Origin of the sequence: Natranaerobius trueperi (genome assembly GCF_002216005.1) — a bacterium.
Taxonomy (GTDB): domain Bacteria; phylum Bacillota; class Natranaerobiia; order Natranaerobiales; family Natranaerobiaceae; genus Natranaerobius_A; species Natranaerobius_A trueperi.
Genome location: NZ_NIQC01000026.1, coordinates 13,806 through 39,281, shown reverse-complemented (window position 1 = coordinate 39,281; position 25,476 = coordinate 13,806). Strand labels below are relative to the sequence as shown.

Here is a 25,476-nt window from a genome sequence, read left to right as displayed (position 1 = left end):
CTTATAAAAGAGTAAAGCAAAACAGAGGTGCAGCAGGTGTTGACGGGATGACAGTCGATGAGTTAATGCCATATCTAAAAGAGAACAAGGATGAATTTCTAGAGAGTTTGAGAAGTGGGAAGTACAAACCCCATCCAGTCAGACGAGTAGAAATACCTAAACCTGATGGTGGTGTAAGGCTCTTCGGGGTCCCAACAGTCATGGGCCGTATGGCGTGGTACAACAGGCATTAGTACAAGTACTACAACCAATATTTGAACCAACATTCTCTGATAATAGCTTTTGATTCAGATCAAATCGAAATGCCGGGCAAGCAATTAAAAGGGTAAAAGAATACTACGAACAAGGTTACAAACACGCAGTTGACATAGACTTAGCAAAATACTTTGATACCGTGAACCATGACTTGCTAATAGGCATGGTAAAGAAACAGGTAAAGGATGAAACCACATACGACTCATACGCAATTATTTTCTATCTACTACTCGATTATTGAATAGCATAAGGAGGAGATGCGTTTTACGTAAATTAAGAGCAACTTTAAATGTTAGAATTTTATAAAAATTAGAAAGGGGATGTCATATGACTAAAGATAGTATTAGTGTAGTTAAAGCTTCCATATTATTAATTGCTTCAATATCAATAGTATTAGGTGGAGTTATTTTTGCAGAAGCTCCTACAGAACCAGTTTTGATTTTAGCTGGTATGGTCACAATAGGTCTAGCTTTGATGTGGGGAATAGACTGGGATACAATTCAAGATGACTTAATTAATAATCTACAGAGGATGTTTATTCCTATACTAATTTTGATGAGTGTTGGTATGGTAATAGGAGTATGGATATTATCTGGTACAGTTCCCTTAATGATTTATTATGGTTTACAAATACTTAATCCAACTATTTTTCTTGTAGCAGCAGCTATTTTATGTGCTATTATGTCTATATTAATTGGTACTTCTTGGGGAACATTAGGAACAGCAGGTGTAGCTTTGATGGGCATATCAGTAGGACTAGGTATACCACCACACTATACTGCAGGGGCAGTTGTAGTAGGTGCGATTTTCGGAGATAAAATGTCACCTTTATCTGATACAACAGTTCTTGCAGCTGGAGTAACAGGGACTGATATTGTAGATCATATAAAGCATATGTTATATACCACCATTCCTGGATTTGTTATTTCTCTTATAGTATATGCTATTATTGGTTTTAAGTATGGTGGGGGAGAAGTTAGTGGTGAAGATTATGATATTATTCTAAATTCACTTCAAAATGAATTTAATTTAAATCCTCTTTTAATCCTTCCCCCAATATTAGTCTTATTTTTGATTTATAGACGTAAATCTCCCCTTATGGTATTTGGTATTGGAATTTTATTAGGAAGCTCGTTTGCGGTGATTTTTCAAGGTGCAACTTTTTTAGAGGTAACTGAAGCAATGAGCGGTGGGTATACGAGAGCAAGTGGTGCGGAAGTTGTAGATGAGATGTTACATCAAGGTGGACTTATGGGAATGATGGGTACAGTAGCACTACTGATCTCAGCGGCTATTTTTGGATCACCTTTAAAATCTAGTGGTGTAATAGATACCTTTCTAAACAGAGTACAAAATGTAGCGAAAAGTGCTAAATCTATTATGTTCTCAAATTATATACTTCATGGTTTGTTATTTACAATAACAGGTAGTTATTATGTAACATATGCAGTTTTTGGTCCAATGGTAAGCCCATTATTTGATGAGTATAAACTTCATTGTAAAAATTTATCTAGGCTTTTAGAAGATTCTGGTACTAATTTTGCTCCTGTAGTACCATGGAGTGTAACAGGTGCTTTTGTTACAGGTACCCTAGGAGTCGAATACACAGATTATATTTTGTTTGCTCCAATGACTTATCTAGCGTTAGTATTCGGACTTATTTATGTATTTACAGGTTTCTCTATTGAAAAAACTGAGTAACATAATTTCTGTATATTTGATAATTAATACGCTAATGAAATCATTAATATTCGCTAACCAATGAGATGACAACTATGAGGTAATATAGGTGTGAAGAAGAGATGAAATAAAAAAATGAGTGTAAGTAAACACAGCCAGGAAAAAAAATCAATGGTTGACTAAGTTGTTGAGGTAGCGGTAATTAAATTACCGCTTTCACCCGCAAATATTTTAGTAGCGAAATGTTCTAATCCGTAAATGAATGGCGATTCAAGAAGTTATTATTATTTCGTATGTTAAAATCTTCTGGTTGAGATAGCTCACTTGTTTTGACAATTTTAACTTAATCATTTTCAAATTAATCCTACTCCAATTTACCTTTTAATTATCTTGAAAAGAGAATCACTTCAAAATAACTTAATAATTTGATTGGAAATAATAAGCTCATACTAAATCATTTATATTATAATTGACTTATAGATAAATTAATGTTATAACTTCAAAAAAGCTACCCAGCATATGGGGAGTTAATAAAGATTCTATAAGATTATTATAAAAACTTTGAAGAATAATCTGTTGTAATTTTAAAGAAAGATAATAGTACGATTGGGGTGTTATTATGGCAGTTAAAAGTGGAAGAGTTATGAAGATAAGTGATGATGAAATTTTAGTCTTAATACAAAATCACTCTACCTGTTCTAAGTGTGGTGCATGTAGTGATGGCAAAAAGAGCAATGAAAACACCATTTGGGCCAAAGACAATAAAAATGCTGAAGTTGGGGATTTTGTAGAAATTGAAATACCTGAAAAGAATTTATTAAAAGTATCCATATTACTTTATTTAGTTCCAATTATCTTTTTACTTATTGGTATAATTATTGGTCAAAAATTTGCGGAAATCAATAATTTATCAGAAAATTCAGTCGGGTTGATAAGTGGGGTATTTTTTATGGGATTATCCTACCTTGGAATTAATATTATTGATAGAAGAATTGGGGAAAGTGATCAAGTAAAACCCAAAATACGTTCTATTATTAAATATTTAGATAACTAACTTATCCGGGGAGAAAATTAAAGATTGATTTTAACTTCTGGCTACCGTTACCGTTGGAGCGGAGAATTGAATATAAACCCGAAGTTAAAATTTTTGACAGTAAAAATTAAAAAAGCAAGTCAATAATTTTGGTAGTATTTAGTTAATTGCATACGAACACACATTTTAAACTAAGATGATCAAATTATCTTGCAAATAGCTAGAAACTCTGCTATAATAATTGTTGTTGACAGCGGGAGTAGTTGGAGGGCTGGTGCCCCCCGTGGACTTCAAATCCATTGGGCGGCGAGTCCCGTCGTCGGTGGGTTCGATTCCCACATACTCCCGCCATTTGAATATGAGAGTCTGTCAAGTATTTGGTGTAAACATTCCGTTAATGCATATAAGAATAACTTAATTACAGGATAAACATGGGTAAATCGAGGGAGTTCCTTAGATAAGGGGATCATCTCCCTCGATTTATCATTTTTGTTGTTATATGGTAACTAGTGAGTAAAGAACTCCTAGTATACAACTACCAAAGAAAAATTTTCTCATATTCATCCTTCGAAATAAATGCTTAGTTGTCCCAGTATCTGAGCCCAATTTTTTGTTCTCATAGTCCATTTTTTAGTGATATCCATAATCGCAAGATAAAGCATTTTTAATAATGATTCATCTGTTGGGAAGATGCTCTTTGATTTAGTTGATTTTCTGACTTCTCCGGGATATTTAAACATAGCAGAGAGCTTGTTCAGATCTAATTGAGATCTCATATTTACTTCCCCATTTTTCTTCAAGGTTATCTAGCTCTGTTAAAGCTACTTCCTCAGTCGGTGCTCTATAAACATTTTTAAGATCGTTACAAAATTCTTTTCGGTCTTTATATGATATATACTTTGTGCTATTTCTAATTTTGTGAATTATGCAGCTTTGAATTTCTGCACTTGGGTAAACAGCATGTATTGCATCTGAAAAACCTTTCAAACCATCTATTGATACAATTAAAATATCTTCTACTCCTCGGTTCTTTAATTCATTAATAATCTTCAACCAGTACTTAGAACTTTCATTTTCTCCTATCCAAATACCTAAGACATCTTTCATACCATCTAAATCAATCCCAATAGCCATATATGCTCCTTATTCACTATTCGACCATCTAGTCTCACTTTGTAGTGAACGGCACCCATGACTACATGTGCATAGATTTTGCATACATACTTAACACCTGATTATCAATACTTGATACGTCTCTCTGATTCTTTTTCACTGTTTGAGGTTCGAATTCTCCTTCACGATCTCTTGGTACTTCAATTCTATATTGCCATAATTTGATCTTAATTGCTTTTCTCTGTTCCCATTTCGACTATTTGTAGTTTCCTTTCATACTTCTAGTAACCTAGTTCATGATCAAGTTCACTTTCTAGCATTTCTTCTATTAGTTAACCAGATTGCTCCTTCAAAACTCCTTGAATATCATTTACATCTTTTAGTTTACCTTGTTTCATCATTTCTCTTCTTTCTTTTTGTCTATTAAATTCATAACCGTGCAAACCTCCCATTCTATTTTTATTATACCTCATTTCGGAAGGTTACACCGTTTATTTTACACTCTCGAATATGAATATTAATGTCGGTCGTTAGATAGATTTATTGCGATGTAGTCTGTAAAAAAGTGTACCCTTCGTAACCAATAGCTAAAAAATGCTTAGGCTGATATCATAAGATGATCTCTGTATTGAACAGGGGTCATCTTTTTTAAGTCCATTGGTATTAATAGTTATTGTAATAATTTATATATTGCTTTATTTCTTTTTTCAATTCTTTCAAAGTGGTACAGTTCAATACCAGCTTCATCTTATTATGTCCGAAATATGAGTCTTGCGGGGCGTTATCCTAATAATTTCATCTTCTAGACATAGATTGGCGTATTTTAAGTTTCTTAACTGCTTTTTGAAATTCTAGGTTAGTTTAATGCACTCCTTGATCCGATGAATCAAGGTACCCTTCGCTTTTTTGAAGTGAGTATTCTTCATTAGACTGATTTGCCTTCTAATAGGGCAAATAATACCTATTTTTCATAATTCGTCTAATTCGTTTCAAATTATAAACGATATCAAATAGACTCGCCTGATTAATTTTAATTGACGTGCACCTTTTTTACGGCGTTTAAAAGGAAAGCTTTTAGGATAATCTTTCTTATCTTCTCCTTCGCTGTTATAATCTTTCAGAAGTGATTATAATAGCCAAATCGCGAGACATCAGCCATAGCAATAAGTTCTCCCTCTTAAAACCTTCTTGAATTTTTAACTCTGTCTCTCTTAACCAGCCATTCCGTTTTTATGATAAGCCCGATTTAGCTGCAGATTTAATTCTTTAAATCCCAAAAGCATCTTAGATTCCTTCCGTATAGGTGATCCCGTTTGAACTAACTGTTAACATGAGGATTTTCAGGGAGTATTTAATCTCTTTCTCACTTTTATTAATTATACAAAATAGTACTCTTATAGGTAGATTTTTTTAGTTTTCTTTATAGAGTACATTTTACTATTCAGATAGTAGCTTACAATAGTCTATTGTTATTGTCATGTTTATCTTTAAAAGCGATTAATGATTTCTTAGAATATCTCCTGTGTCCCCATTAGTCCTTTCTGGTTCAGTTATAGTGAAAGCATTTATTCCATCATAATTTCCTTTTACAAAACATATATAATTTATTAAAAGCTATAATATTGCTCTAGAAACTTTAACAGTATTTGTCGAAAATTATTTTCAGTTAATATTTTGAGATCCCTGAAGGGGTTTGTGATCCTCCACTTAAGTAGTTTTGATCTATAAGGGTTGAAGGATGTGAAAGAGGGAGATGTTGTTATATCACATGCTAATCAACTGCAAACTATGGTATGTTTTAGAGAAAAAAATAAGGTAAAAGAGGACTTCAAGTGTAGTGCTTATTGAATATGGAGCTCTAGCGATGACAGATAAGAAATAAATTATAGTTAGCATCAATGAAGAGTTTACAAAAGGTAGAGGTCATATCTAAAACAGAAGTGATTGATGCCAAAGGTAATCTGTTATTCAGGTTTCTGACCCCACACCCATATTGTTTTTGGAAGTAGTCGAGAACAAGAGTTGAACCTTAAATAAAAGGGAGTGAATGCCTAGAAATTTTAAAAGAAGGAGGTGGGTTTTTTAGGAACCGTTGGATCTACGCGAGGAACTTCGAAAAAGATTTCATATTTACACAGAAAACACTTTTTGGGGTGAAGTGCGACTACTGTTGGGTCTAAAAGTCGCTATGGCCTAGATTTAGAAACAGACCTAAACAACTAAAAGATAAACTGAATTACACTCCACTTATTGATGTTGTTTCTACATGTTTAGGTGCTTATGCCATTACAAAAGATTATCAAGACATGTTGTCGCGGTTAAGAGAAGAGATGGATGTCGAATTTTGTGAAGTGTTTTGTGAAAATAGGCGAAGCAGGTGTTGTAGCAGTCTTATTTTCTGGAACTTTTTCTTATGAAAAGTGAATATGTTAGAAATAAAAGATGATAGAAGAAGGTGTACTTGAGCATCATCAAAAGATCGAAATCTGCAGCACACAACCTATTGTCAGGACTATTGACAACCTTATTTCAGTATCAGGGAAGACCTTGATACGTACGTCAGATGCAGATATAGCAGTGCTTGGTGTGCTCTATAGTTTAGGTGTTGTCCAAGTTGATGTTAACCTCGATGTAGGTTTTGATCTGTGTAAGTGTCGCTACAGTATGATCTAACTGAAAGTACTTGCCGTGTGGCCTTTGCCATGATCCATATCATGGCACAAATCATGAGATTTAGACAAAAATAGGGGGTACAATATGAGACTCAGAGATCAAAAAGTAAGTGAGTTTTTAGAAACAGTGTCAAGTAAATCGCCAGCCCCTGGCGGTGGTAGTGTATCTGCTTTAGCAGGTGCTTTAGGTGCCTCTTTAGCTACTATGGTGGGGAATTTAACTATTGGTAAAAAGAGATATCAAAAATTAAGTAAAAGTTATCAACGGGATATAGATGAAGCTTTTGAAAATATGCAAGTTATTAGTAAAAACATTGAGAATCTGATAGATGAAGACAAGGAAGCTTTTGATAATGTGATGACAGCGATTAAAATGCCAAAGGAAACTGAAGAAGAAAAAGAAAAACGAAAACAAGAACTTGAAAAAGCAACTTACAGAGCTATGGAAGTTCCCCTTCAAATAGCAAGAGAATCATTAAAAGCACTTAATGGAATGAAACCTTTCGTTTTATATGGTAATCCTAATGCAATTACTGACATTGGTGTTGGAGCATCAATGGCACGAACTGCAATTGATGGTGCAATTTATAATGTGCGTATAAACCTTATGGATATAGAGGATGAGTCTTTTGTAAAAGAAACTATGGCTGAATTAACTTTTATAAGTCAAGAAAGTGATGAAATGTTGAAAGAAATAAAAAGTTTTGTTGAGAATAAGCTAACAAACTAAGGTAATTGTAGTCTAGAATACTAGAAGAAAATTTCACAATATTTATTAGAGTTATTAGGATTGTCGATAAGTAGCTATAAAAAAAGCTATTAATGCCCCAAAAACAATTTAAATCCTAATTTTTAGGATGAATTCTGTTTTGTCTGAGCTTTAATCCTAATGATCAATAAACAAAACTTGTTTAGTACTGAAATTAGACATAGGGAACTAAGCCCGTTAAATACGGGTGAAAATTCAGTATATCTTAGGGATAGCATTTTTACAAGACCTGAAAAACTCTAAAAATTCATGGTTAGTATGATGTTTTCCGTTTTATAAGGTGGCATCCATTAGTTCATCAGTCTGTCAATCATGCCGATTTTCTCTTTGTATGAAGCTCTGTCATGATATCTGGGATTGTATCCTGTGCCTGTTCCTTGTTGTTTGCCAAAGATAGTACAGACAGTATCATCGAAATTTAAGGTTACTTCTCGGGGCTGTTCGTTTTTAGCTTGTAAAGCTAGTAAGTCTTATAGATGTTTTTTAGCAGGAAAATTGGCTAGCCTGATGCGGTTTTTCATGCCATTTTTCCGCCTCAAATCTGCTTCTCTTTCAAGTAACCCATTTAAAAATTTTTCGTGTGAATAGTTTTTTTCATTTGCTTCCACAAATCTCTTCTCTAAAGTTTTGTCTAGTAGCTGGAGGTTTTAGTTCTTTGCAGTAGTCCTCTATTTGTTCTATTAAGTTTTCCCTTGTTGTCATAGATTTTTAGCTCTTTTCTCAAATTCGTGTTTATTAGAATTTAAAAGCTGATCATATGATGATAATGTATCTTTTAATCTAATTTCTGTAACTGTTTCGTTTTTAGGAACTTCTAATTCTTCATCTCGATTACAGAGAACCTGAATCTTTTTATTAGAAATCTCATTTGGTAAAATATGTTCTAGGGAATCAATAGTTTTTTTGACTTTGTTCCAGCCTTTTTCACCGATGATTTCTATTAACTGTATGAATTCTTTTGATTTTGAGGAATATTTATGGTATGTCTTTTTAGTTCCGGTTGTGCTTGCTTTAGGGCCAAAGTCCTGCAAGGGCACCGGGCTTTTTTTGAGTGTTTTTTGATAGTGTTGAATTTGTATACTCCATTCTTTTGTAACCGTGTTTTTCTCATGCTCTGCTATTAATCGGCTGTCATAGTAGCACTTAATGTGTTTAAGGTTTTTCCTCTATACTTTGAACTAATTCCTCACTTTGGTCTTTCCCATTTAAAAGTTCAGCTCTATTTGCCTCGTATTCTTTAATGTATTTCCTGACTGTTTTTCTGGTCAATATTAGGTATTTGGATTGGTGAATATATAAAGCTCTGAACATTGATGAGGCAGGGCTTTATTTTGAAGAATTCAAAGAAAAATGGGAAACCAAGTACCCTATAGTGATAAGGTCATGGGAAAACAACTAGGATCAGCTCACAGCATATTTTAAATATCCACATGAAATTGGAAAGATAATTTACACCACGAATATTATTGAAGGTTATTATCGTTAACTAAGAAAAGCTACTAACACCAAAACAGCTTATTCAACTGATGAAGCTTTACTAAAAGTAATAAACCTGGCAACTATGGATCCACTAAGAAATGGAACTCTAATTGGAAGAGTTATCTCACAGCTCACTATCCATTTCGAAGGTCGATTCAAACCAGAATTACCATATTGAGGTATAAATCTAATTTTGACCTGAGAAAATAGGGATGAAACTAGTTAGTAAATTTATTAAGAGAGATACTATATACACAAAATTTAGGACATCTTCAGATGGTATAAAGCCCGTCTTATCTATTACCTTTTATATGTCTGTATAACGTATATCTAACGATGGATATACCTAACGATTAAGATATGTTGTAATTGCCTTGTAACACTGATATAATTAATCTGCATTATTTTAACAAGATAATTTGACAAATTTTTCATAGACAATAAGAGGTGATAAAATTGCCTAAATCATTATTACGAAACTTAGCGCCAGTACACGAGATGATAGACGATGAAGAAATACAAAAATATGTTAGAGAATTAGGAAAAGAATTAGTAACAAATCTAATAAGAGAAGTACAAGATAAATTGAGAAACGATATCTTAGAAGAAAAAGCAAATATTATTTCTTTTATAAAAGAATCTAAAGAAGATTCTGATGTTCAAATGTATAGGTTAATAAAAGATGAATTATTAGAAAGGCTTGATAAAAAAGTTGAATCAAATTTTCAACAGGTGATTAATGGTACAGGTACTGTATTACACACAAATTTGGGTAGAGCACCCTTGTCTTCAGAAGTAATGGAAAAGTTATCTGATACGGTTACTAATTATAGTAATCTAGAATTTGATTTAGATAGTGGTAGACGGGGTTCACGGTATTCACATATAGAAAGTATAATTAAAGACTTAACAGGTGCTGAAAGTGCTATTGTAGTGAATAATAACGCCGCAGCTGTGATGTTAACATTAAGTGCGTTAGCTAACGATAAAGAAGTTATTATATCACGAGGTGAATTAGTTGAAATCGGTGGTAGTTTTAGAATACCAGATGTCATGAAACAAAGTGGGGCACATTTGGTAGAAGTAGGAACAACTAATAAAACTCATTATAGTGATTATGAAAATGCGATAACAGATGAAACCGGTATGTTATTAAAAGTTCATACATCAAACTATGAAATCGTTGGATTCACAGAAGGTGTTTCTAGAGAAGAGTTAGTACAAATTGGTCATGACAATGGTGTATATGTAGTGGAAGATCTAGGAAGCGGGTTGTTGTTTGATCTATCTAAATATGGTTTACAATATGAACCAACAATAAACGATGTTTTGAAATCAGGTGTGGACCTAGTAACTTTTAGTGGAGACAAATTATTAGGTGGCCCTCAAGCAGGAATTATAGCAGGAAAAAAAGAATTGGTTGATAAAATAAAGAGTAATCAACTAACCAGAGCTTTACGAATAGATAAATTGTCACTGAAAGCTCTAGAAGAAACTTTTAGAATATATTTAAACCCAGAAAAAGCTTTTAAACAAATTCCTGTATTATATTTATTAACCCAGTCCCTTAATGATATTGAAAAAAGAGGAAAAGAACTTAAGAGTAAGTTAGAATCATCAGTAATCAAGAATAGTTTTCATATTTGTTTAGAAAAAAATGTATCAAGAGTTGGTGGTGGTGCTATGCCAACACAAGATCTAGAAACTTGGACTGTCGTTCTAAAAGGGGACAACTCAAAATTATATGATTTATGGAACTCTTTAAGAGAAAAAAATCCTCCTGTTATAAGTAGACTTCAAAATGAAAAGCTTATTTTTGACTTGAGAACTATAAAAGAACAAGAACTTGATACAGTAGTAGAGAACTTAGAAGCATGTATGACGAGGGAGTGATTTTAATGAAGAGTAAAATAGTATGGGATGGTAACCTCACCTTTATAGGAACTGGTGAAAATAGTTGTACAGAGGTTACTTTGGACGCTAGTAAACAAGCAGGAGGGGATGATAATGGTCCTTCTCCTATGGAGATGATGTTAATGAGTTTAGCTAGTTGTGCTAGTATTGATATGGTTCTTATCTTAAGCAAGAAACGCAAAAAGAAAATTACAGAATACTGGGTAGAAGCTTTTGGTAAAAGACGAGATGAAACACCGAAATATTTTGAAAAAATTCATATGACTTTTCATTTAAAAGGTGAAGATCTAAATAATCAAGAAGTAAAAAAAGCTTTAGAATTGACAGAAGAAAAATATTGTTCTGTTTGGCATTGTTTTGATCCAGATAAAACAGAAATCACCTACGATTATGTAATACATTAGGACGGAAGCATTAGCTTCCGTTTTTATGATTATATAAACTTTAGTAGGGAAATAATAAAGTCCATGGAAAAAGTATAAAAGGAGCGATTTTTCATGGACTTCAAAACATATTTGAAAGCAGTTAGACCATTTTCATTTCCCGCATCAATAGTTCCAATAACTATTGGTTCTATCTGGTTTTTTAGTAATACTGGTGAATTTAATTTATTTATTTTCTTATTAGTACTGTTAGGAGGAGTTTGTGCTCATAGTGGTACTAATTTGACAAATGATTATTATGACTATATGAATGGTATCGATACTCTTGAATCCTTTGGATCTAGTAAAATTTTACCTTTGAACATTTTAACACCACAAAAGATATTCAATTTAGCTATTTTTATGTTCACGATTTCATTCATGATAGCAATTCTACTAGGGGTTTTAATTGATATAAGTTTAACTATTATTAAGATTACAGGAATAGTAGGAGGTTTTTTTTATACTGGCCCACCATTATGTCTTAAAAGTCGTGCCCTAGGGATACCCCTTGTATTTGTAATGATGGGTCCGTTAATGACAATAGGAGCTGGGATGGCGCAAGATCCAAACTTTTCCCTTGAGTTGTTATTAATAAGTATTCCAATAGGTTGTTTTGTAGCGTTGATCTTACAGGCAAACGACTTACGAGACATTAAATGGGATAAGAGATCTGGAATTAAAACACTTCCAATTTTGTTAGGTTATAATTGTGGAAGACTAATATTTTACTTATTGGGTGTATGTGCTTTTTTAATAGTACCTATCTTAGTTTATTTCAACATTGTCTCACCTATTTCATTGCTAGTTTTGTTACTTTTGCCAATGTTTTTAAAACTATGCTATAAAGTAGATTCAAAAATCGATGAACAACTATTAGATATAGATGTTCAAACCGCGAAATTGCATGCGTATTTTGGTTGTATTTTAATGATCTCGCTTTTATTAAAGTAATAAGCGACAAGAGGGGGGTTAAATTTGAAAACACCTGTTGCCATTTATAAAAAGATTTTAGATAACTTAGAGGAAGGTGTACATGTTATAGATATTCATGGGCGTTCAATTTTTTACAATAACCGGATGTCTAAACTAGAAGGGTTAGATCCAGAACAAGTAATAGAAAAACCCTTACTAGATGTGTTTCCGGGACTTAGCACTGAAACTAGTACTTTGTTAAAAGTTTTAAAATATGAAACATCAATAAAGAATAGGTTACAAACTTATCTAACAATTACAGGCAAGCAAGTCATGACAATTAATAGTACTTACCCCATAGAGTTGAATGGAAAAGTGGTAGGTGCTTGTGAAATAGCAAAAGATGTTACTGAATTAAAAGAAATGTCTGAAGAAATTTCGCAATTACGACAAAAAGTTAGTATAGAAGAAAATGAAGATCAGTTTAGAAGGGAATATACCAATATAATAGGAAAGAGTGAGAAAATAATACAACTTTTAGAACACACAGAAAAAGTTTCTAATACTCCGTCTAATGTTCTGATTTATGGGGAAACAGGGACAGGCAAAGAACTTTTTGCAAGAAAACTACATAATGATAGTAGAAGAAATAAAGGTCCTTTTATAGCCCAGAATTGTGCTGCTTTACCTGCAGAACTTATTGAAGGAATTCTATTTGGTACAGTAAAAGGTAGTTTTACAGGGGCTGTAAATAGGCCTGGTTTGTTCCAACAAGCTCATAAGGGGACGCTGTTATTAGATGAGATTCACACCTTACCACTTCATCTTCAAGCAAAATTATTGAGGGTTGTAGAAGAAGGCGAAATACGACCATTAGGAGGGCAGGAGACTCAAAAAGCTGATGTTAAGGTAATAGCTACAATGAATACTGACCCATTGGAAGCTGTAGAAAAAGGAGAAATGCGTACAGATTTATACTATAGGCTGAGTGTAGTTAATCTATATTTACCACCTTTGCGAGATAGAAAGGATGATATATTCCCATTAGTGAATTATTTTTTAAAAAAATATCAGTATAAATTTAATAAAACTGTGTTAGGAATTGATCCTTCGCTTTTAGATCAATTTGAAACTTATAGTTGGCCGGGTAATATAAGAGAATTAGAACATGCTATAGAAGGTGCTATGAATGTTATAGAAGAGAATGAAACTATTTCTTTTGAGCATATACCATACATTTTAAAACAAAGATTAAGTTCCAAAGGACAAGCTGAGAATAACATAGAAAAATGTTTGTGTGAAAGAAATTTGATTGAAGAAACTCTATCTAAAAGATTAGAAAATGTGGAAAGATATCATATACAAAAAGCATTAAAAGAAAATAATAAAAATGTTTCTAAAGCAGCTGAGAGTTTGGGTTTAACTCGTCAAGCATTACAGTATAAACTTAAGAAATTTGATTTAGTACAGGATTAATAAAACTATTATAAAACAAATGGTGTGTAAAAATCATTTTACACAAAGAAAAATAATTTTACATATTTGAGGTTCATGTCAAACAGAAAACAAAAATTTCCCTTAATATTCTGTATTTTTTTAGATAGTTTCGTTGGAATGAAAATTGCATATATTAATTAGGTGATAAATAGTAATTTTTTAAGGAGGTTTTTCAATGGAAAATATCAGAGTTATAGTACAAGGTCTTGGAGCTATGGGTTCAGGCATGGCTAAAATGCTGTTAGACAAAGAAGGCTTCGATTTAGTAGGTGTAGTTGTTAGAAGACCAAAAATGGCTGGTAAAGATATAGGAGAAGTTCTAGGAAGAGAACAATTAGGGGTTAAAATTAGTAATGACATCACAACTGAAATCAAAGAACAAAAACCAGATTTAGTTTTGCAAGCCTCAACCTCTTTTACTAAGGATGCTTTTCCGAAAATCAAAGAAGTAATCGAGCAAGGTGTAAATGTAATTTCAATAGCCGAGGAAATGGCTTATCCTCATGTTAGAGAAACAGAACTAGCTAAACAGATGGATGAAATAGCTAAAGATAATGGTGTTACTGTGTTAGGAACTGGGGTTAATCCAGGATTTGTTCTAGATACCCTGATCTTAACATTAACAGGCGGTTGTATTGATGTTGACTCAATCAAGGCCTCAAGGGTTAATGACCTATCGCCTTTTGGAGAATCTGTTATGAAAACACAAGGGGTAGGAACAACAGTAGAACAATTTAATAAGGGTTTAAAAGAAGGGAGTATAGTTGGCCATGTAGGTTTTCCTGAAAGTATTAACATGGTTGCTGATGCCCTTGGATTAGAATTAGACAGTGTTGAAGAGACTAGAGAACCTATTATTTCTGAGACTTATCGAGAGACTGAACATGTAAAGGTAGAGCCAGGAATGGTAGCTGGTTGTAACCACATAGGAAAAGGAATTAAGGATGGAAAGGAAGTTATTGTATTAGAACATCCTCAACAAATTCATCCACACAAAGAAGGGATTGATACAGGAGATTATATTACTATAAACGGAACTCCAGGAGTGAATATGTCAATTAGTCCTGAAATACCTGGTGGAGTTGGGACAATTGCAACTGCAGTTAATATGATCCCTCATGTTATTGAGGCAAGTTCGGGAGTTGTTTCTATGAAGGATCTTCCTATACCGAGAGCTATAATGGGAGATATTAGAAAAATTATGGGGAGGTAGATATAAATGAGTAGAACAGCCTTTAAAGGTGATTGGGTACAAATTAAAAAACTGATTTTATCTCCACAAGAACGTCCTGATAGTTTACCAGAAGATACCAAAGAAGTGCCTTTAGAAATGTGGGTAAAAGGTTTTCTAGATGATAAGCAAGGTGAAATTGGAGATGAAGTTCAAATTGAAACAGTTATTGGTAGAAAAGTGACAGGAACATTAGTCTCTATTTCTCCAGGTTATCATCATGATTTTGGCGTACCACCTAAAGAACTTTTAACCATAGGTAAAGAATTACGCTCTTATATGAAAGGGGTGGGTTACGGTGGATAATTCTAAAAGTTTTGAAGCAGTGATGGAACGTAAAGGTGAGATTATGAAAAAAGCGATTGGCATTGATTATCAAAAGTTTGAAAAAACTCCTATAGAGTTTGATTATGAAGCAATGATGGAAGAAGTAGGTTATAGTCTAGAAGAAGTACAAGATATACAAAAAGAAACTGGAATAGGAAATACACCACTGATAGAATTGAAGAATATTACTAATTTAGCGAGGCAGTTGGCTCCAGCGGGGAAAGGTGCGAGAATTTTTATAAAGGATGAAGCTTGTAATCCATCTGGAAGTTTTAAAGCAAGAAGGGGTAGTGTTTCAGCTTATCATGCTAAAATGAATGGTTATAAAGGCTTAATTTCAGCTACCAGTGGGAACTATGGTGCTGCAGTTGCATCCCAGGCTGCAATGAGAGGACTAGATTGTATTGTAGTACAAGAAGTTTTTGATTCACGTTATCGTGGACAGCCGGAGATTCTTGAAAAAGGAAGAAAATGTGAATCGTATGGTGCAGAAGTTGTTCAACTAACTGTGGGTCCAGAACTTTTTTACGAATTTTTAAATTTATTAGAAGAAACGGGTTATTTTAATGCATCTCTGTATACACCTTTTGGTATTGCGGGTGTTGAAACTTTAGGTTATGAACTTGCTGAACAAACTGAACGACAGACTGGTAGAGAACCAGATGCTGTGATTGTAACAAATGCAGGTGGCGGAAATTTAACTGGTACTGCTAGAGGACTATTAAAGGCAGGTTGTGATGAAACTCAGATTATTGGAGCTAGTGTTGACCTAACTGGTTTACACATGGCAAGTGACAAAGATTTTAATAAAAAATCCTTTACAACAGGACATACTGGTTTTGGTATGCCTTTCTCTACTTGGCCCGATAGGTCAGATGTACCACGTAGTGCAGCAAGACCATTAAGATATATAGATAGATATGTCACTGTTACGCAAGGTGAAGTATTCTATATTACAGAAGCCCTAGCTCAATTAGACGGCCTAGAGCGAGGTCCTGCAGGAAACACTAGTTTAGCAGCAGCTTTTGAAATTGCACAAACTATGGATGAAAATGAAGTCTTAGTAGTTCAAGAAACAGAATATACAAGTGCTGGAAAACACCCTTACGCACAACTAACTTTTGCTGAAGAGAATGGTGTTGAAATCACAAGAGGAAATCCTGAGACTGATAGACCTGGAGAAAGAATTGTAATTCCTGAAAAACCAGAGCAAATTCAAGCAAGAGAGGTAGATGTTGATAAACTACGAGCATCTTACCTAAAAAATGTTAAGAAAAAAACCGGTGTAGAAAACCTTAAAGATAGTGAACTAAAGTTTTTAGCTGAGGAGTTGAATATCTCTACAGAAAAAGTATCAAAGCTCTTTGATCAAATTTCCTAAGAGTGACAGGAGGAGGGGTTATTGTGTCTGAATTTGAAACAAGAAGTAAACATCTGAAAGAGTTAAGTGAAAGAGAATTAGAAGAAAAATTTTGGGATCTTGCTAATCAGGTGGTAGAACCTCTAGTTGATTTATCAAAAAAACATACTTCACCTTCTATTGAGCGTTCAGTTTTATTACGTATGGGTTTTGATAGTTTAGAAGCAAAAGCGATAGTCGATAAATGTGTTAAAAAGGAACTTTTGTCAAAAGGAGCAGGACATGTGGTATTAAAAATTGCTGAAAAACACGATATTACAATCAAGGAAGCAGGAAGAGCTTTAGCTGATGGTAAGTACTGGAATGATACTTTGGCGATTTTTGGGGGTGATAAATAATGAGTAACAATCACTTTAGCCCGGAAGAAAAATTAGATGTAGAAGATATACTTAAAGATTTAAATAAATATCGTCCAAGAAGAAAAGGTTGGACCTGGCGAAAACAACAAGGACCTATTCAAATTGGACCTTTTGAATATAAGCAAGTTTCTGAATCGTTAAAGAACAGTGAACCTTTACCTGCAGCTAGAAGTTTCAATGAAATAGATCCACAACCGGATTGTGTAATAACTTCAGAAATAGCTTCAGGACGATTTGAAGATGATGTACGGAGAATGCGAATGGCTGCTTGGCATGGTGCTGATCACATGATGGTGATTAGAACAGCAGGTCAAAGCCATTTTGATGGTTTGATTGAAGGTACTCCAGAAGGCGTCGGGGGTATCCCAATTTCAAGAAAGCAATTAAGAGCTACTAGAAAAGCCTTAGATGTAATAGAAGAAGAGGTTGATAGACCTATAAATTTACATTCATATGTTAGTGGTGTCGCAGGTCCGGAAGTAGCTCTATTATTTGCTGAAGAAGGTGTTAATGGAGCACACCAAGATCCACAGTATAATGTGTTATATAGAAATGTGAATATGGTTCGTTCTGTAGTTGATGCGGCTGTTGCTAAAAATCTAATGAAATCTGTAGGGATGCTACAAATTGATGGAGCACACAATGCTAATGCTACCGCAAGAGAAGCGTGGAAAGTAATGCCTGAATTAATGGTTCAACACGCAATCAATACAGCATTTTCAAAACAAGTTGGTATGCCTGATGAAATGATTGCGTTAAGTAGTGTGCCGCCAACAGCACCACCTGCACCAGCTTTAACCTTAGATTTACCATATGCGGTAGCTTTGAGAGAGTTATTTCCTAAAAATAATATTAGAGCTCAAATGAATACTAAATATATTGAATCAGACACCAGGGAAGCCACGGTTACACATGTTTTAAACATGTTAATAAGTAGACTTACTCGAGCTGAAATTCAAAGTACAATTACACCAGATGAAGGTAGAAATGTACCATGGCACCATTTTAGTGTTCAAGCAGTAGATACCGCTAAACAGGCCCTTCTAGGTATGGATGGATTAAAAGATATGGTAGAGTTAAAACGAGATGGAGCATTAGGTGATAAAGTTAGAGAATTAAAAGAAAGAGCTGTATTATTTTTTGAGGAAATTATAGAAGCGGGGGGCTATTTTGAAGCAGTGCAAGATGGTTTCTTTGTAGATTCAGGGTATTATCCAGAAAGAAACGGGGACGGTATAAAAAGAGATATTGAAAGCGGTGTAGGAGCTGATACTATCGTTGAAAGAGACGATGATTATCTTGCACCAGTGTGTGAACATTTTGGATATAATAACATACCTGAAAACTGGGATTCTCCTTGTGAATCAGTTGATGGATGTACGTTGTGTGATCCAGATAAGATAACCTATATTAATGAGCTAGATGAAGAAGATAATGTAGAAAAACGACTTACTCAAACTAAAGATTATCGTAAAGCAGAAAAGAAAGTTTTACCTGAAGTTGAGTGGGCAGGAGATGGTGTAGCATGTTTAACTATGTTCTTACCAGTACCTGAAAGGACAGCGGAATATACAGCTCTTGATATGGTGAAAAAAATGGGATGGGAAGATGCAGAGGTTATCCATAAACAGGTCATGCAAGAAGCTGAAGGTACTTATGTTGAAGTTAAAGGTAAAGTACCTTATGAGATAGACCCTAGTCAGTTAGATATACCAGAACCAGAAGAGTTACTACCAGAAGAAGAAATTCGTGATTTTGTTACTGAAAATGGTATGAAGGTTGTATCCGCTACAGTAGGAGAAGATGAACATTCTGTTGGTATGAGAGAAATTATTGATATAAAACATGGTGGTATCGAAGCCTTTGGTATTAAAACCGAATATTTAGGGACTTCAGTGCCTATAGAAAAAGTAGTTGATGCAGCTATAGAAATAGATGCAGATGCTATCTTGATAAGTACTATTATCACTCACGGGGATGTACACCGACAAAACATGAAAAAACTACATCAATTATGTGTAGAAAAAGGTATACGTGATAAAGTAATTCTTGTTGGAGGCGGAACACAGGTTACTGATGATTTAGCTAAAGAAGTTGGAATGGATGCTGGTTTTGGTAGAGGTACAAAAGGAATTCATGTAGCAAGCTTTTTAGCTAAAAAGATGAAAGGTATCGAAGATTAAAAAAGGTAGCGGTAAGGAGGAATAATTGTGGCGAAAGGTAAATTAGTAGCTGAAGTAGGTAGTACTACTACTGTAGTATCTCATTACGAGGACAAAGGACAACTTACCGCCCAAGGCCAAGGCTATACGTCTGTAGAGGAAGGTGATGTCCTTTTGGGCCTAATTAGAGCTCAAAAGGATTTAGATGCCGATATTTCTTTTTCAGATGTGGAAATGTACGCTACTAGCAGTGCCGCTGGTGGCCTAAAAATGACAGTTCATGGTCTTGTTTATGATATGACGGCTAGGGCTGCAAGAGAGGCTGCGCTTGGTGCTGGAGCTGTTCTTCACCAAGTTACAGCAGGAAAAATCTCTGATGAAGAAATAGATAAACTATCTAATATTTCTCCTAATATAATTTTATTAGCGGGTGGAGTAGACTATGGTGAGGAAAAAACTGTTGTTAATAATGCAAAACGCCTCGTAAAAAGTGGAGTCAAAGCACCGGTAGTTTATGCTGGTAATACAGCTTGTAAAGATAAAGTAGTAAAAATATTAGAAGATGGCGGATTATATGTTGAGCCAGTAGAGAATGTTTATCCGACAGTAGATGAGCTTAATGTAGAGCCTGCTAGAAAAGCTATACAAAAGATATTTCAACAACACATAATTCATGCACCAGGTATGGAAAAAATAAAGGAACGTGTAAAAGGAAGTATTATGCCAACACCTGGTGCAGTGATGCAAGGAGCTAAACTATTACAAGAACGTATAGGGGATGTAATGATTATTGATGTAGGTGGAGCTACGACAGATGTACATTCTGTAACAGATGGATCAAGGGAAATGCTAGATATAACAGTAGCTCCTGAACCGAAAGCTAAACGCACTGTTGAAGGAGATCTTGGTGTGTACCGAAATGCTTTAAACTTAATTGATATTATGGATGAGTCGATAACAGAAGGTTTTTCTAAAGAAAAAATGAATGATATTGTTTCATCATGGGAACCATTTCCTCAGAATGAATCAGAAAAAGATCTGTTAAAGTTACTAACTAAAACTGCTGTTTTTTCTGCAGTGGATCGACATGCTGGTTCTATTAAATATTTATATGGTCCTACAGGTAGACAACAAATAGTTAAAGGTAAAGATCTCAGCAATGTTAAGTGGATAATTGGAACAGGTGGAGCATTAAGTAGAGATTATACAGGTGAAAAAGTATTAGAAGAATTATTAAATCGTTATCAACCTAATAAATTAACTCCACCTAAAGATGCTAAAGTAATTTTAGATGAACATTATATATTAGCTGCTGTTGGAGTTTTATCAATAGAAGATTATAAGATGGCCGAAAAAGTTTTAGACTCTTTTATTGAAACAAAAAAACTTAAGTCTTAACAATTTATAATAGGTATGTTAATTAAATCTGTAACAAGTTATAATAGTACTTGTTACAGATTTTTTTGAATGAACTTAAAACAAAGGAAAAAGTTGATTTTTGATTCAAAGAACAATCTGAAGGTGGTGTAAGAAAAGTAAAAACAACACTAAAGAAATGCCTACTTATGTGTTTTGTCTTATTGTTGATTGTAAACTTTTTCGCATTTATTTATAAAAATAAAGTTATTTCACCTCAGTTAGAAGATAAAGAAAAAGCTTTCGTTGGAAAAATATTAAAACAACCTCAAAAGGGAGAACGTTCTGTACATTACACAGTTAATATTACTGAGCTAGAAGGATATGATCTTCGATTACCAATAAGAATTAGAATGTCAATTCTAAAAGAGGATGATTCTATTGAACTTTTCCCAGGAAATATCATAGAGGGTAAAGGAAGATTTGTTTTTCCAGAACCAAAAAGGAATCCAGGTGGCTTTGATTATGAAAAGTTTCTGAAAGGGAGAGGTAAACATTTAATACTGTATCCAAATCATGTAGCGAAAGTTGGCAGTAGTGTATCTATTTCTACTCCGGGGTCCTATATAGCGAATTATTTAGAAACTGTATATCTTACAGAGTTAACTTCAGAAGTATCACCTTGGGTAGTTGCACTTACACTTGGTAATTTAAGTTACTTAGATAATGAAGAACTAAATATTTTAAGTGATGCAGGAGCAAGACATTTAACAGCAGTATCCGGTATGCATATTAACATTTTAGCTTTTGGTGTATTATCAATCTTAGAGAATAGAAAACTCTCTAAAAAGTTATCAATTACTATAGTGTTAATAGTTGTGTTTTTATATGCAAGTGCGGCAGGTTTTTCACCTTCTGTAATTCGAGCATCAATTATGATATCTATTATACTACTTTTTTCACTAACAGATAAAAAATTTAATCCTATTATTGGGTTAATACTAAGTTTTTTATTACTAATTTCTTTCTTTCCTTATTTAGTGTTAAATGTTGGGTTTCAATTATCTTATACAGCTACTTTTTTTATTATCTATTTATATCCACATATTAAAGGGAAACGAAGTAATATTGTTTCTAATATTATTGAGCCTATTAAAGTTGCTAGTTGTGCCCAAATTGGAATATTCCCATTAATTTTATATCATTTTGGGTGGATCTCTCTAGGGAGTTTAATTTTAGCTCCACTTATTGCTTTTATCCTACCTTTACTCCTAATTAGTATACTTTTGTTTGGGTTAATTAGTAGTATTTCATTTGTGACTCTACCTATATTGGTCTTTATAGAATTATCTATGAGATATGTTATTTTTACAGTAAACTTAGTAAGTGATATTAGTCCCTCAATATGGGGAGCATGGTCTTTACTCCAAGTTATATGTTATTATGTAATTGTTGTGGCACTAGTGTATTTAAAAAGCTTACCAATAGTTTTTAAACCAATTAAACTTGTGCCTCTCATTACATTAGCTTGTACTATTATATTAGTTTTTAGTTTTCTGCTCCCATTTTCCAAAAATCTAGAGATATTTTATCTCGATGTAGGACAAGGTGATGCAAGTGTCATCTTTACACCTGATAAACAAACGATACTAGTTGATGGTGGAGGGGTTACACAATACATGAATGCATCTGATCCGGGTGAGGTGGTTTTACTTCCTTTTTTTCAAAACAAGGGGAGAAAAGAGATAGATTTACTTGTGATTACTCATCCTCATATAGATCATTATGGTGGTTTATTTAAAATTTTAGAAGAAATGACCGTTTCAAAAGTTATGATTCCGAAGATCGCTGAACATGAAGTTGAGAAAGAATATCTAAACTTACTAAAAGTCATAAAACAGGATAACATACCAATTACATATATTACAGATCCTATGAATGTCTCATTTGACGAAGTTAGTATTGATGTGTTACATCCTACAAGCCCGTATATTAACAATAGTAGATGTGATCTGAATAATAATTCAATAGTTATGCATTTAAATTATAAAGATATTTCACTTATGTTTTCTGGAGATCTAGAAAAAGAAGGTGAAGCTAGGTTACTTGAAAATTTCAATGATATTGAAAGTCAAGTATTGAAAGTAGGCCATCATGGTAGCAATAGTTCAACAACTAAACCTTTTCTAAGTGCTGTTGATCCTAAAATAGCTGTAATCTCATCTGGGAGAAATAACTTTTATGGTCATCCATCAGAAGAAGTTTTAAAACGCATAGAAAATTCAAATATTGCAGTTTTTAGAACTGATAAAAATGGGGCTGTATTGATTGAGAGTGATGGTAGTTTTTTAGGGATTAGAACCTATTTACCATAATAGGAGTGATATTATGATTGAAAATTTGTTGGCTATTGATATTGGAAGTGGGACACAAGATGTGTTGGTTTACGAATCGAATAAAAATATAGAAAATAATATTAAAATGATTCTCCCTTCACAAACACAGATTGTAGCAAAAAAAATAAAGGATCTTACAATCAATAAAAAAGATATTTTTCTTCATGGAACTACCATGGGGGGTGGAGCATCTTCAAAAGCTATACAAAATCATGTACAAGCAGGGTATAAAGTGTTTGCTACTAAAAAAGCTGCACTGACTATAAAAGATAATTTAGATAAAGTAAGGAAAAAAGGAATAGAGATTGTAGATACGCCCCCAAAAAACGCATCTTCAATTGAACTTAAAGATATAGATATTGAAGGGTTGAAGATTGCTTTAAAGCAGTTTGGTGTAAATCTTCCTCGAAACTTTGTATTTGCAGTTCAAGATCATGGATTTTCACCTAAGGAAAGTAATAGGTTATTTAGGTTTTATCATTGGAGAGATTTCTTGTTATCAGGTGGAAATATAAGAGACTTAATTTATGATCAAGATACAATACCTCATTATTTTACAAGAATGAAAGCACTATATGATATAACAAAAACACTTGCTGATAATATTTGGTTTATGGATACAGGTTCAGCAGCAATAATGGGAGCTTTAGAAGACAAAGTAGTTAATAGCAAAATTAATGATACAGGAAGTGGTGTATTAGTTAATATTGGTAATCAACATACTATTGCTTTTTTAATTGCAAAAAATCGCATTCTTGGTGTATTTGAACATCATACTAGTAAATTAACTGAACAAAAACTATATGAATATCTAAAATATTTTATCACAAGTAAAATAACTAATGATCAAGTACTATCTGATGGTGGACATGGTTGTATGGTTTTACCTGAAGTGAAAAGCTATAATTTTGATTTTATAGCTATAACAGGTCCACAGAGACAGGTAGGAGAAAATATTGGTTACTTAGCAGTACCTCATGGTGATATGATGCTTTCTGGGCCATATGGTTTAGTTCGTAGTGTACTTAATTTGAAAGGACGGGGACTAAATGGATAAAAATACTAAATTTAACATAGATGAACAAAATTTAAGATCAGTATACTTAGTTTCTGGCGATTCATATTTTAAAAAAGAATTTATAAATAAATTAAAAAATGTAGTTATTAAAACTGAATTTGATATGACTAATTATGAAAAACTTGATGGTAGAGAAATCAGTCTCTCAGAAGTTTTACAGAAAGCGGAGTCTATACCTTTCTTTGGAGATAAAAGATTGTTGGTGGTAAATAATGCACCATATTTTTCTGAAAAAGTATCAGACAACGAAAAGAATCTTTTGTCAAATTATATCTCTAACCCTTCCTCTTCGAGCGTATTAGTTTTTGTGACAGACAAAATTGATAAACGGCAAAAGTTAGTTAAAGATTTTAAATCAAAAGACATGTTAGTAGAAATATCTTCTTTAAAACCATGGGAAGTTGATAAATGGGTTAAAAATAAGATTTCATCAAAGGGCAAAAAAATAGATAGTAAAGCTGTCTCGACCCTAGTAGAAAGAACAAATGGAGAACTACCTATGTTAGAGAAAGAAATAGAAAAATTAGAAGTTTTTTTAGGATTTAAAGAAACAATTGAATATCAAGATGTTGTTACAATAGTTTCACCAACTGCAGAAAACAATGTTTTTCAATTAATAGATAAAATAGGAGAGAAAAAAATAATAGAATCTATCAGCCTATTTAGAGAATTAGCATTACATGAACCACCAGTTAAAATTTTATTTTTAGTTGGGAGACAATTTCGTTTGTTGATGAAAATGAAATCTTATTTAGATGATGGACTTGCATCATCAGAAGCAAGTAAAAGGATAAAAATACATCCTTTTGTTGGGAAAAAAATTTCAGAGCAATGTAAAAATTTCACATATGATGAATTAAGTAAAGCTATGAAAAAAGTACAAGAAATTGACTATAAAATAAAAACTGGTCAGTTAGAGCCAGTGTTTGCTATAGAGAGATTAATAATGTTTTTTGCATAAGGATAATAAAAAAATCTACTCATAGTGAGTAGATTTTTTTAACTAGCTATGTTTTTTAGCTTTGCAGTAAACCGTGATTTCTTTCTAGCAGCTGTATTTTTATGGATAACTCCCTTACTAACAGCTTTATCTATTGTCTTTTTGACTTGTTGTAATTTTTGCTCTGCATTTTCAATATCTTGATTGTTTAGAGCAACTTCAAAGCTTTTAATAGCAGATTTAACTTGGGATTTTACTCTTCGATTTCTTAAAGTTTTCTTTTCAGTTATCTCAACTCTTTTTTTAGCTGATTTAATGTTAGGCACAATGTTCACCTCCCTAAAAAATGAATATTAACTAATCGAATCAGTTCAGAACAATCTAAATAGTAACATAGAAAAAAAAGAAAATCAAGAGAAATAGTGTATACCGGTCAGATTTTGGAGAACCCTAAGGTA

General features: G+C 33.3%; 19 protein-coding genes, 1 tRNA gene and 5 pseudogenes. 20 read left to right on the top strand and 5 right to left on the bottom strand.

The window, feature by feature from the left end; genetic code table 11:
• From CDO51_RS15495 to CDO51_RS10270, 4 genes and pseudogenes are all read left to right on the top strand, one after another.
• Window positions 1-480 (top strand): annotated as a pseudogene (locus tag CDO51_RS15495) (reverse transcriptase domain-containing protein); the annotation flags it as partial.
• A 102-nt stretch (window positions 481-582) separates the two neighbouring features.
• Window positions 583-1,956 (top strand): Na+/H+ antiporter NhaC, encoded by a 1,374-nt coding sequence (gene nhaC / locus CDO51_RS10280; RefSeq protein WP_089024183.1) that lies wholly within the window; start codon window positions 583-585, stop codon window positions 1,954-1,956.
• A 598-nt stretch (window positions 1,957-2,554) separates the two neighbouring features.
• The gene (locus tag CDO51_RS10275) at window positions 2,555-2,989 is read left to right on the top strand and encodes a SoxR reducing system RseC family protein (RefSeq protein ID WP_089024182.1); all 435 of its coding nucleotides are present in this window, start codon (window positions 2,555-2,557) and stop codon (window positions 2,987-2,989) included.
• A gap of 234 nt (window positions 2,990-3,223) precedes the next feature.
• A tRNA-Sec gene (locus CDO51_RS10270) sits at window positions 3,224-3,319 on the top strand.
• Window positions 3,320-3,528: 209 nt separating this feature from the next.
• Here the strand turns inward: CDO51_RS10270 and CDO51_RS10265 are convergent.
• Window positions 3,529-4,533, bottom strand: a pseudogene (locus CDO51_RS10265) (IS256 family transposase).
• Between the two features lie 146 nt (window positions 4,534-4,679).
• Window positions 4,680-5,145: pseudogene (locus tag CDO51_RS14745) on the bottom strand (IS3 family transposase); the annotation flags it as partial.
• Window positions 5,146-6,628: 1,483 nt separating this feature from the next.
• Here CDO51_RS14745 and CDO51_RS15075 point away from each other — a divergent pair.
• Window positions 6,629-6,754: a hypothetical protein gene (locus CDO51_RS15075; RefSeq protein ID WP_276207024.1), complete on the top strand. Its 126-nt coding sequence runs from the start codon at window positions 6,629-6,631 to the stop codon at window positions 6,752-6,754.
• An 84-nt stretch (window positions 6,755-6,838) separates the two neighbouring features.
• Window positions 6,839-7,483 (top strand): cyclodeaminase/cyclohydrolase family protein, encoded by a 645-nt coding sequence (locus tag CDO51_RS10255; RefSeq protein WP_089024180.1) that lies wholly within the window; start codon window positions 6,839-6,841, stop codon window positions 7,481-7,483.
• 243 nt (window positions 7,484-7,726) lie between these two features.
• Here the strand turns inward: CDO51_RS10255 and CDO51_RS14740 are convergent.
• Both CDO51_RS14740 and CDO51_RS10250 read right to left on the bottom strand, forming a co-directional pair.
• Window positions 7,727-7,989, bottom strand: a pseudogene (locus CDO51_RS14740) (IS1380-like element ISTps2 family transposase); the annotation flags it as partial.
• A gap of 231 nt (window positions 7,990-8,220) precedes the next feature.
• Window positions 8,221-8,553, bottom strand: a complete 333-nt coding sequence (locus CDO51_RS10250; RefSeq protein WP_089024179.1) for a hypothetical protein — start codon at window positions 8,551-8,553, stop codon at window positions 8,221-8,223.
• Window positions 8,554-8,813: 260 nt separating this feature from the next.
• Between CDO51_RS10250 and CDO51_RS14735 the strand changes: the two are divergent.
• From CDO51_RS14735 to holA, 14 genes and pseudogenes are all read left to right on the top strand, one after another.
• Window positions 8,814-9,179 (top strand): annotated as a pseudogene (locus tag CDO51_RS14735) (transposase); the annotation flags it as partial.
• A gap of 278 nt (window positions 9,180-9,457) precedes the next feature.
• Window positions 9,458-10,894, top strand: a complete 1,437-nt coding sequence (gene selA, locus CDO51_RS10245; RefSeq protein ID WP_089024178.1) for an L-seryl-tRNA(Sec) selenium transferase — start codon at window positions 9,458-9,460, stop codon at window positions 10,892-10,894.
• Between the two features lie 5 nt (window positions 10,895-10,899).
• Entirely contained in the window at window positions 10,900-11,319 is a 420-nt protein-coding gene (locus tag CDO51_RS10240; RefSeq protein WP_158212422.1) for an OsmC family protein, read from the top strand.
• A 93-nt stretch (window positions 11,320-11,412) separates the two neighbouring features.
• Window positions 11,413-12,291 carry a prenyltransferase gene (locus CDO51_RS10235; RefSeq protein WP_089024176.1) on the top strand — a complete coding sequence of 293 codons (879 nt, stop codon included), beginning with the start codon at window positions 11,413-11,415 and terminating at the stop codon, window positions 12,289-12,291.
• A gap of 24 nt (window positions 12,292-12,315) precedes the next feature.
• Window positions 12,316-13,728 carry a sigma-54 interaction domain-containing protein gene (locus tag CDO51_RS10230; RefSeq protein WP_089024175.1) on the top strand — a complete coding sequence of 471 codons (1,413 nt, stop codon included), beginning with the start codon at window positions 12,316-12,318 and terminating at the stop codon, window positions 13,726-13,728.
• 196 nt (window positions 13,729-13,924) lie between these two features.
• Window positions 13,925-14,962 (top strand): 2,4-diaminopentanoate dehydrogenase, encoded by a 1,038-nt coding sequence (ord, locus tag CDO51_RS10225; RefSeq protein WP_089024174.1) that lies wholly within the window; start codon window positions 13,925-13,927, stop codon window positions 14,960-14,962.
• A gap of 6 nt (window positions 14,963-14,968) precedes the next feature.
• Window positions 14,969-15,286 (top strand): 2-amino-4-oxopentanoate thiolase subunit OrtA, encoded by a 318-nt coding sequence (gene ortA, locus CDO51_RS10220; protein ID WP_089024173.1) that lies wholly within the window; start codon window positions 14,969-14,971, stop codon window positions 15,284-15,286.
• Window positions 15,287-15,308: 22 nt separating this feature from the next.
• Complete coding sequence (gene ortB / locus CDO51_RS10215; protein WP_089024184.1) at window positions 15,309-16,688, top strand: 2-amino-4-oxopentanoate thiolase subunit OrtB; 1,380 nt, start codon at window positions 15,309-15,311, stop codon at window positions 16,686-16,688.
• A gap of 23 nt (window positions 16,689-16,711) precedes the next feature.
• A complete protein-coding gene (locus CDO51_RS10210) occupies window positions 16,712-17,065 on the top strand; it encodes an ornithine aminomutase subunit alpha (RefSeq protein WP_089024172.1) in 354 nt (117 codons plus the stop codon).
• A complete protein-coding gene (oraE, locus tag CDO51_RS10205) occupies window positions 17,065-19,269 on the top strand; it encodes a D-ornithine 4,5-aminomutase subunit OraE (RefSeq protein WP_089024171.1) in 2,205 nt (734 codons plus the stop codon). The genes CDO51_RS10210 and oraE overlap by 1 nt, the downstream gene beginning before the upstream one ends.
• 27 nt (window positions 19,270-19,296) lie before the next feature.
• Window positions 19,297-20,646, top strand: a complete 1,350-nt coding sequence (locus CDO51_RS10200; protein ID WP_089024170.1) for a GlmL-related ornithine degradation protein — start codon at window positions 19,297-19,299, stop codon at window positions 20,644-20,646.
• Window positions 20,647-20,813: 167 nt separating this feature from the next.
• On the top strand, window positions 20,814-22,979 hold the full coding sequence (locus CDO51_RS10195) for a DNA internalization-related competence protein ComEC/Rec2 (RefSeq protein ID WP_089024169.1): 2,166 nt from the start codon (window positions 20,814-20,816) through the stop codon (window positions 22,977-22,979).
• Window positions 22,980-22,992: 13 nt separating this feature from the next.
• Entirely contained in the window at window positions 22,993-24,057 is a 1,065-nt protein-coding gene (locus tag CDO51_RS10190) for a DUF1786 domain-containing protein (RefSeq protein ID WP_089024168.1), read from the top strand.
• Window positions 24,050-25,039, top strand: coding sequence for a DNA polymerase III subunit delta (gene holA / locus CDO51_RS10185; protein WP_089024167.1), 990 nt, complete (start codon window positions 24,050-24,052; stop codon window positions 25,037-25,039). The genes CDO51_RS10190 and holA overlap by 8 nt, the downstream gene beginning before the upstream one ends.
• Window positions 25,040-25,077: 38 nt before the next feature.
• On the opposite strand, the gene rpsT is transcribed toward holA, so the two are convergent.
• Window positions 25,078-25,344, bottom strand: a complete 267-nt coding sequence (gene rpsT, locus CDO51_RS10180) for a 30S ribosomal protein S20 (RefSeq protein ID WP_089024166.1) — start codon at window positions 25,342-25,344, stop codon at window positions 25,078-25,080.
• Window positions 25,345-25,476 lie beyond the last annotated feature (132 nt).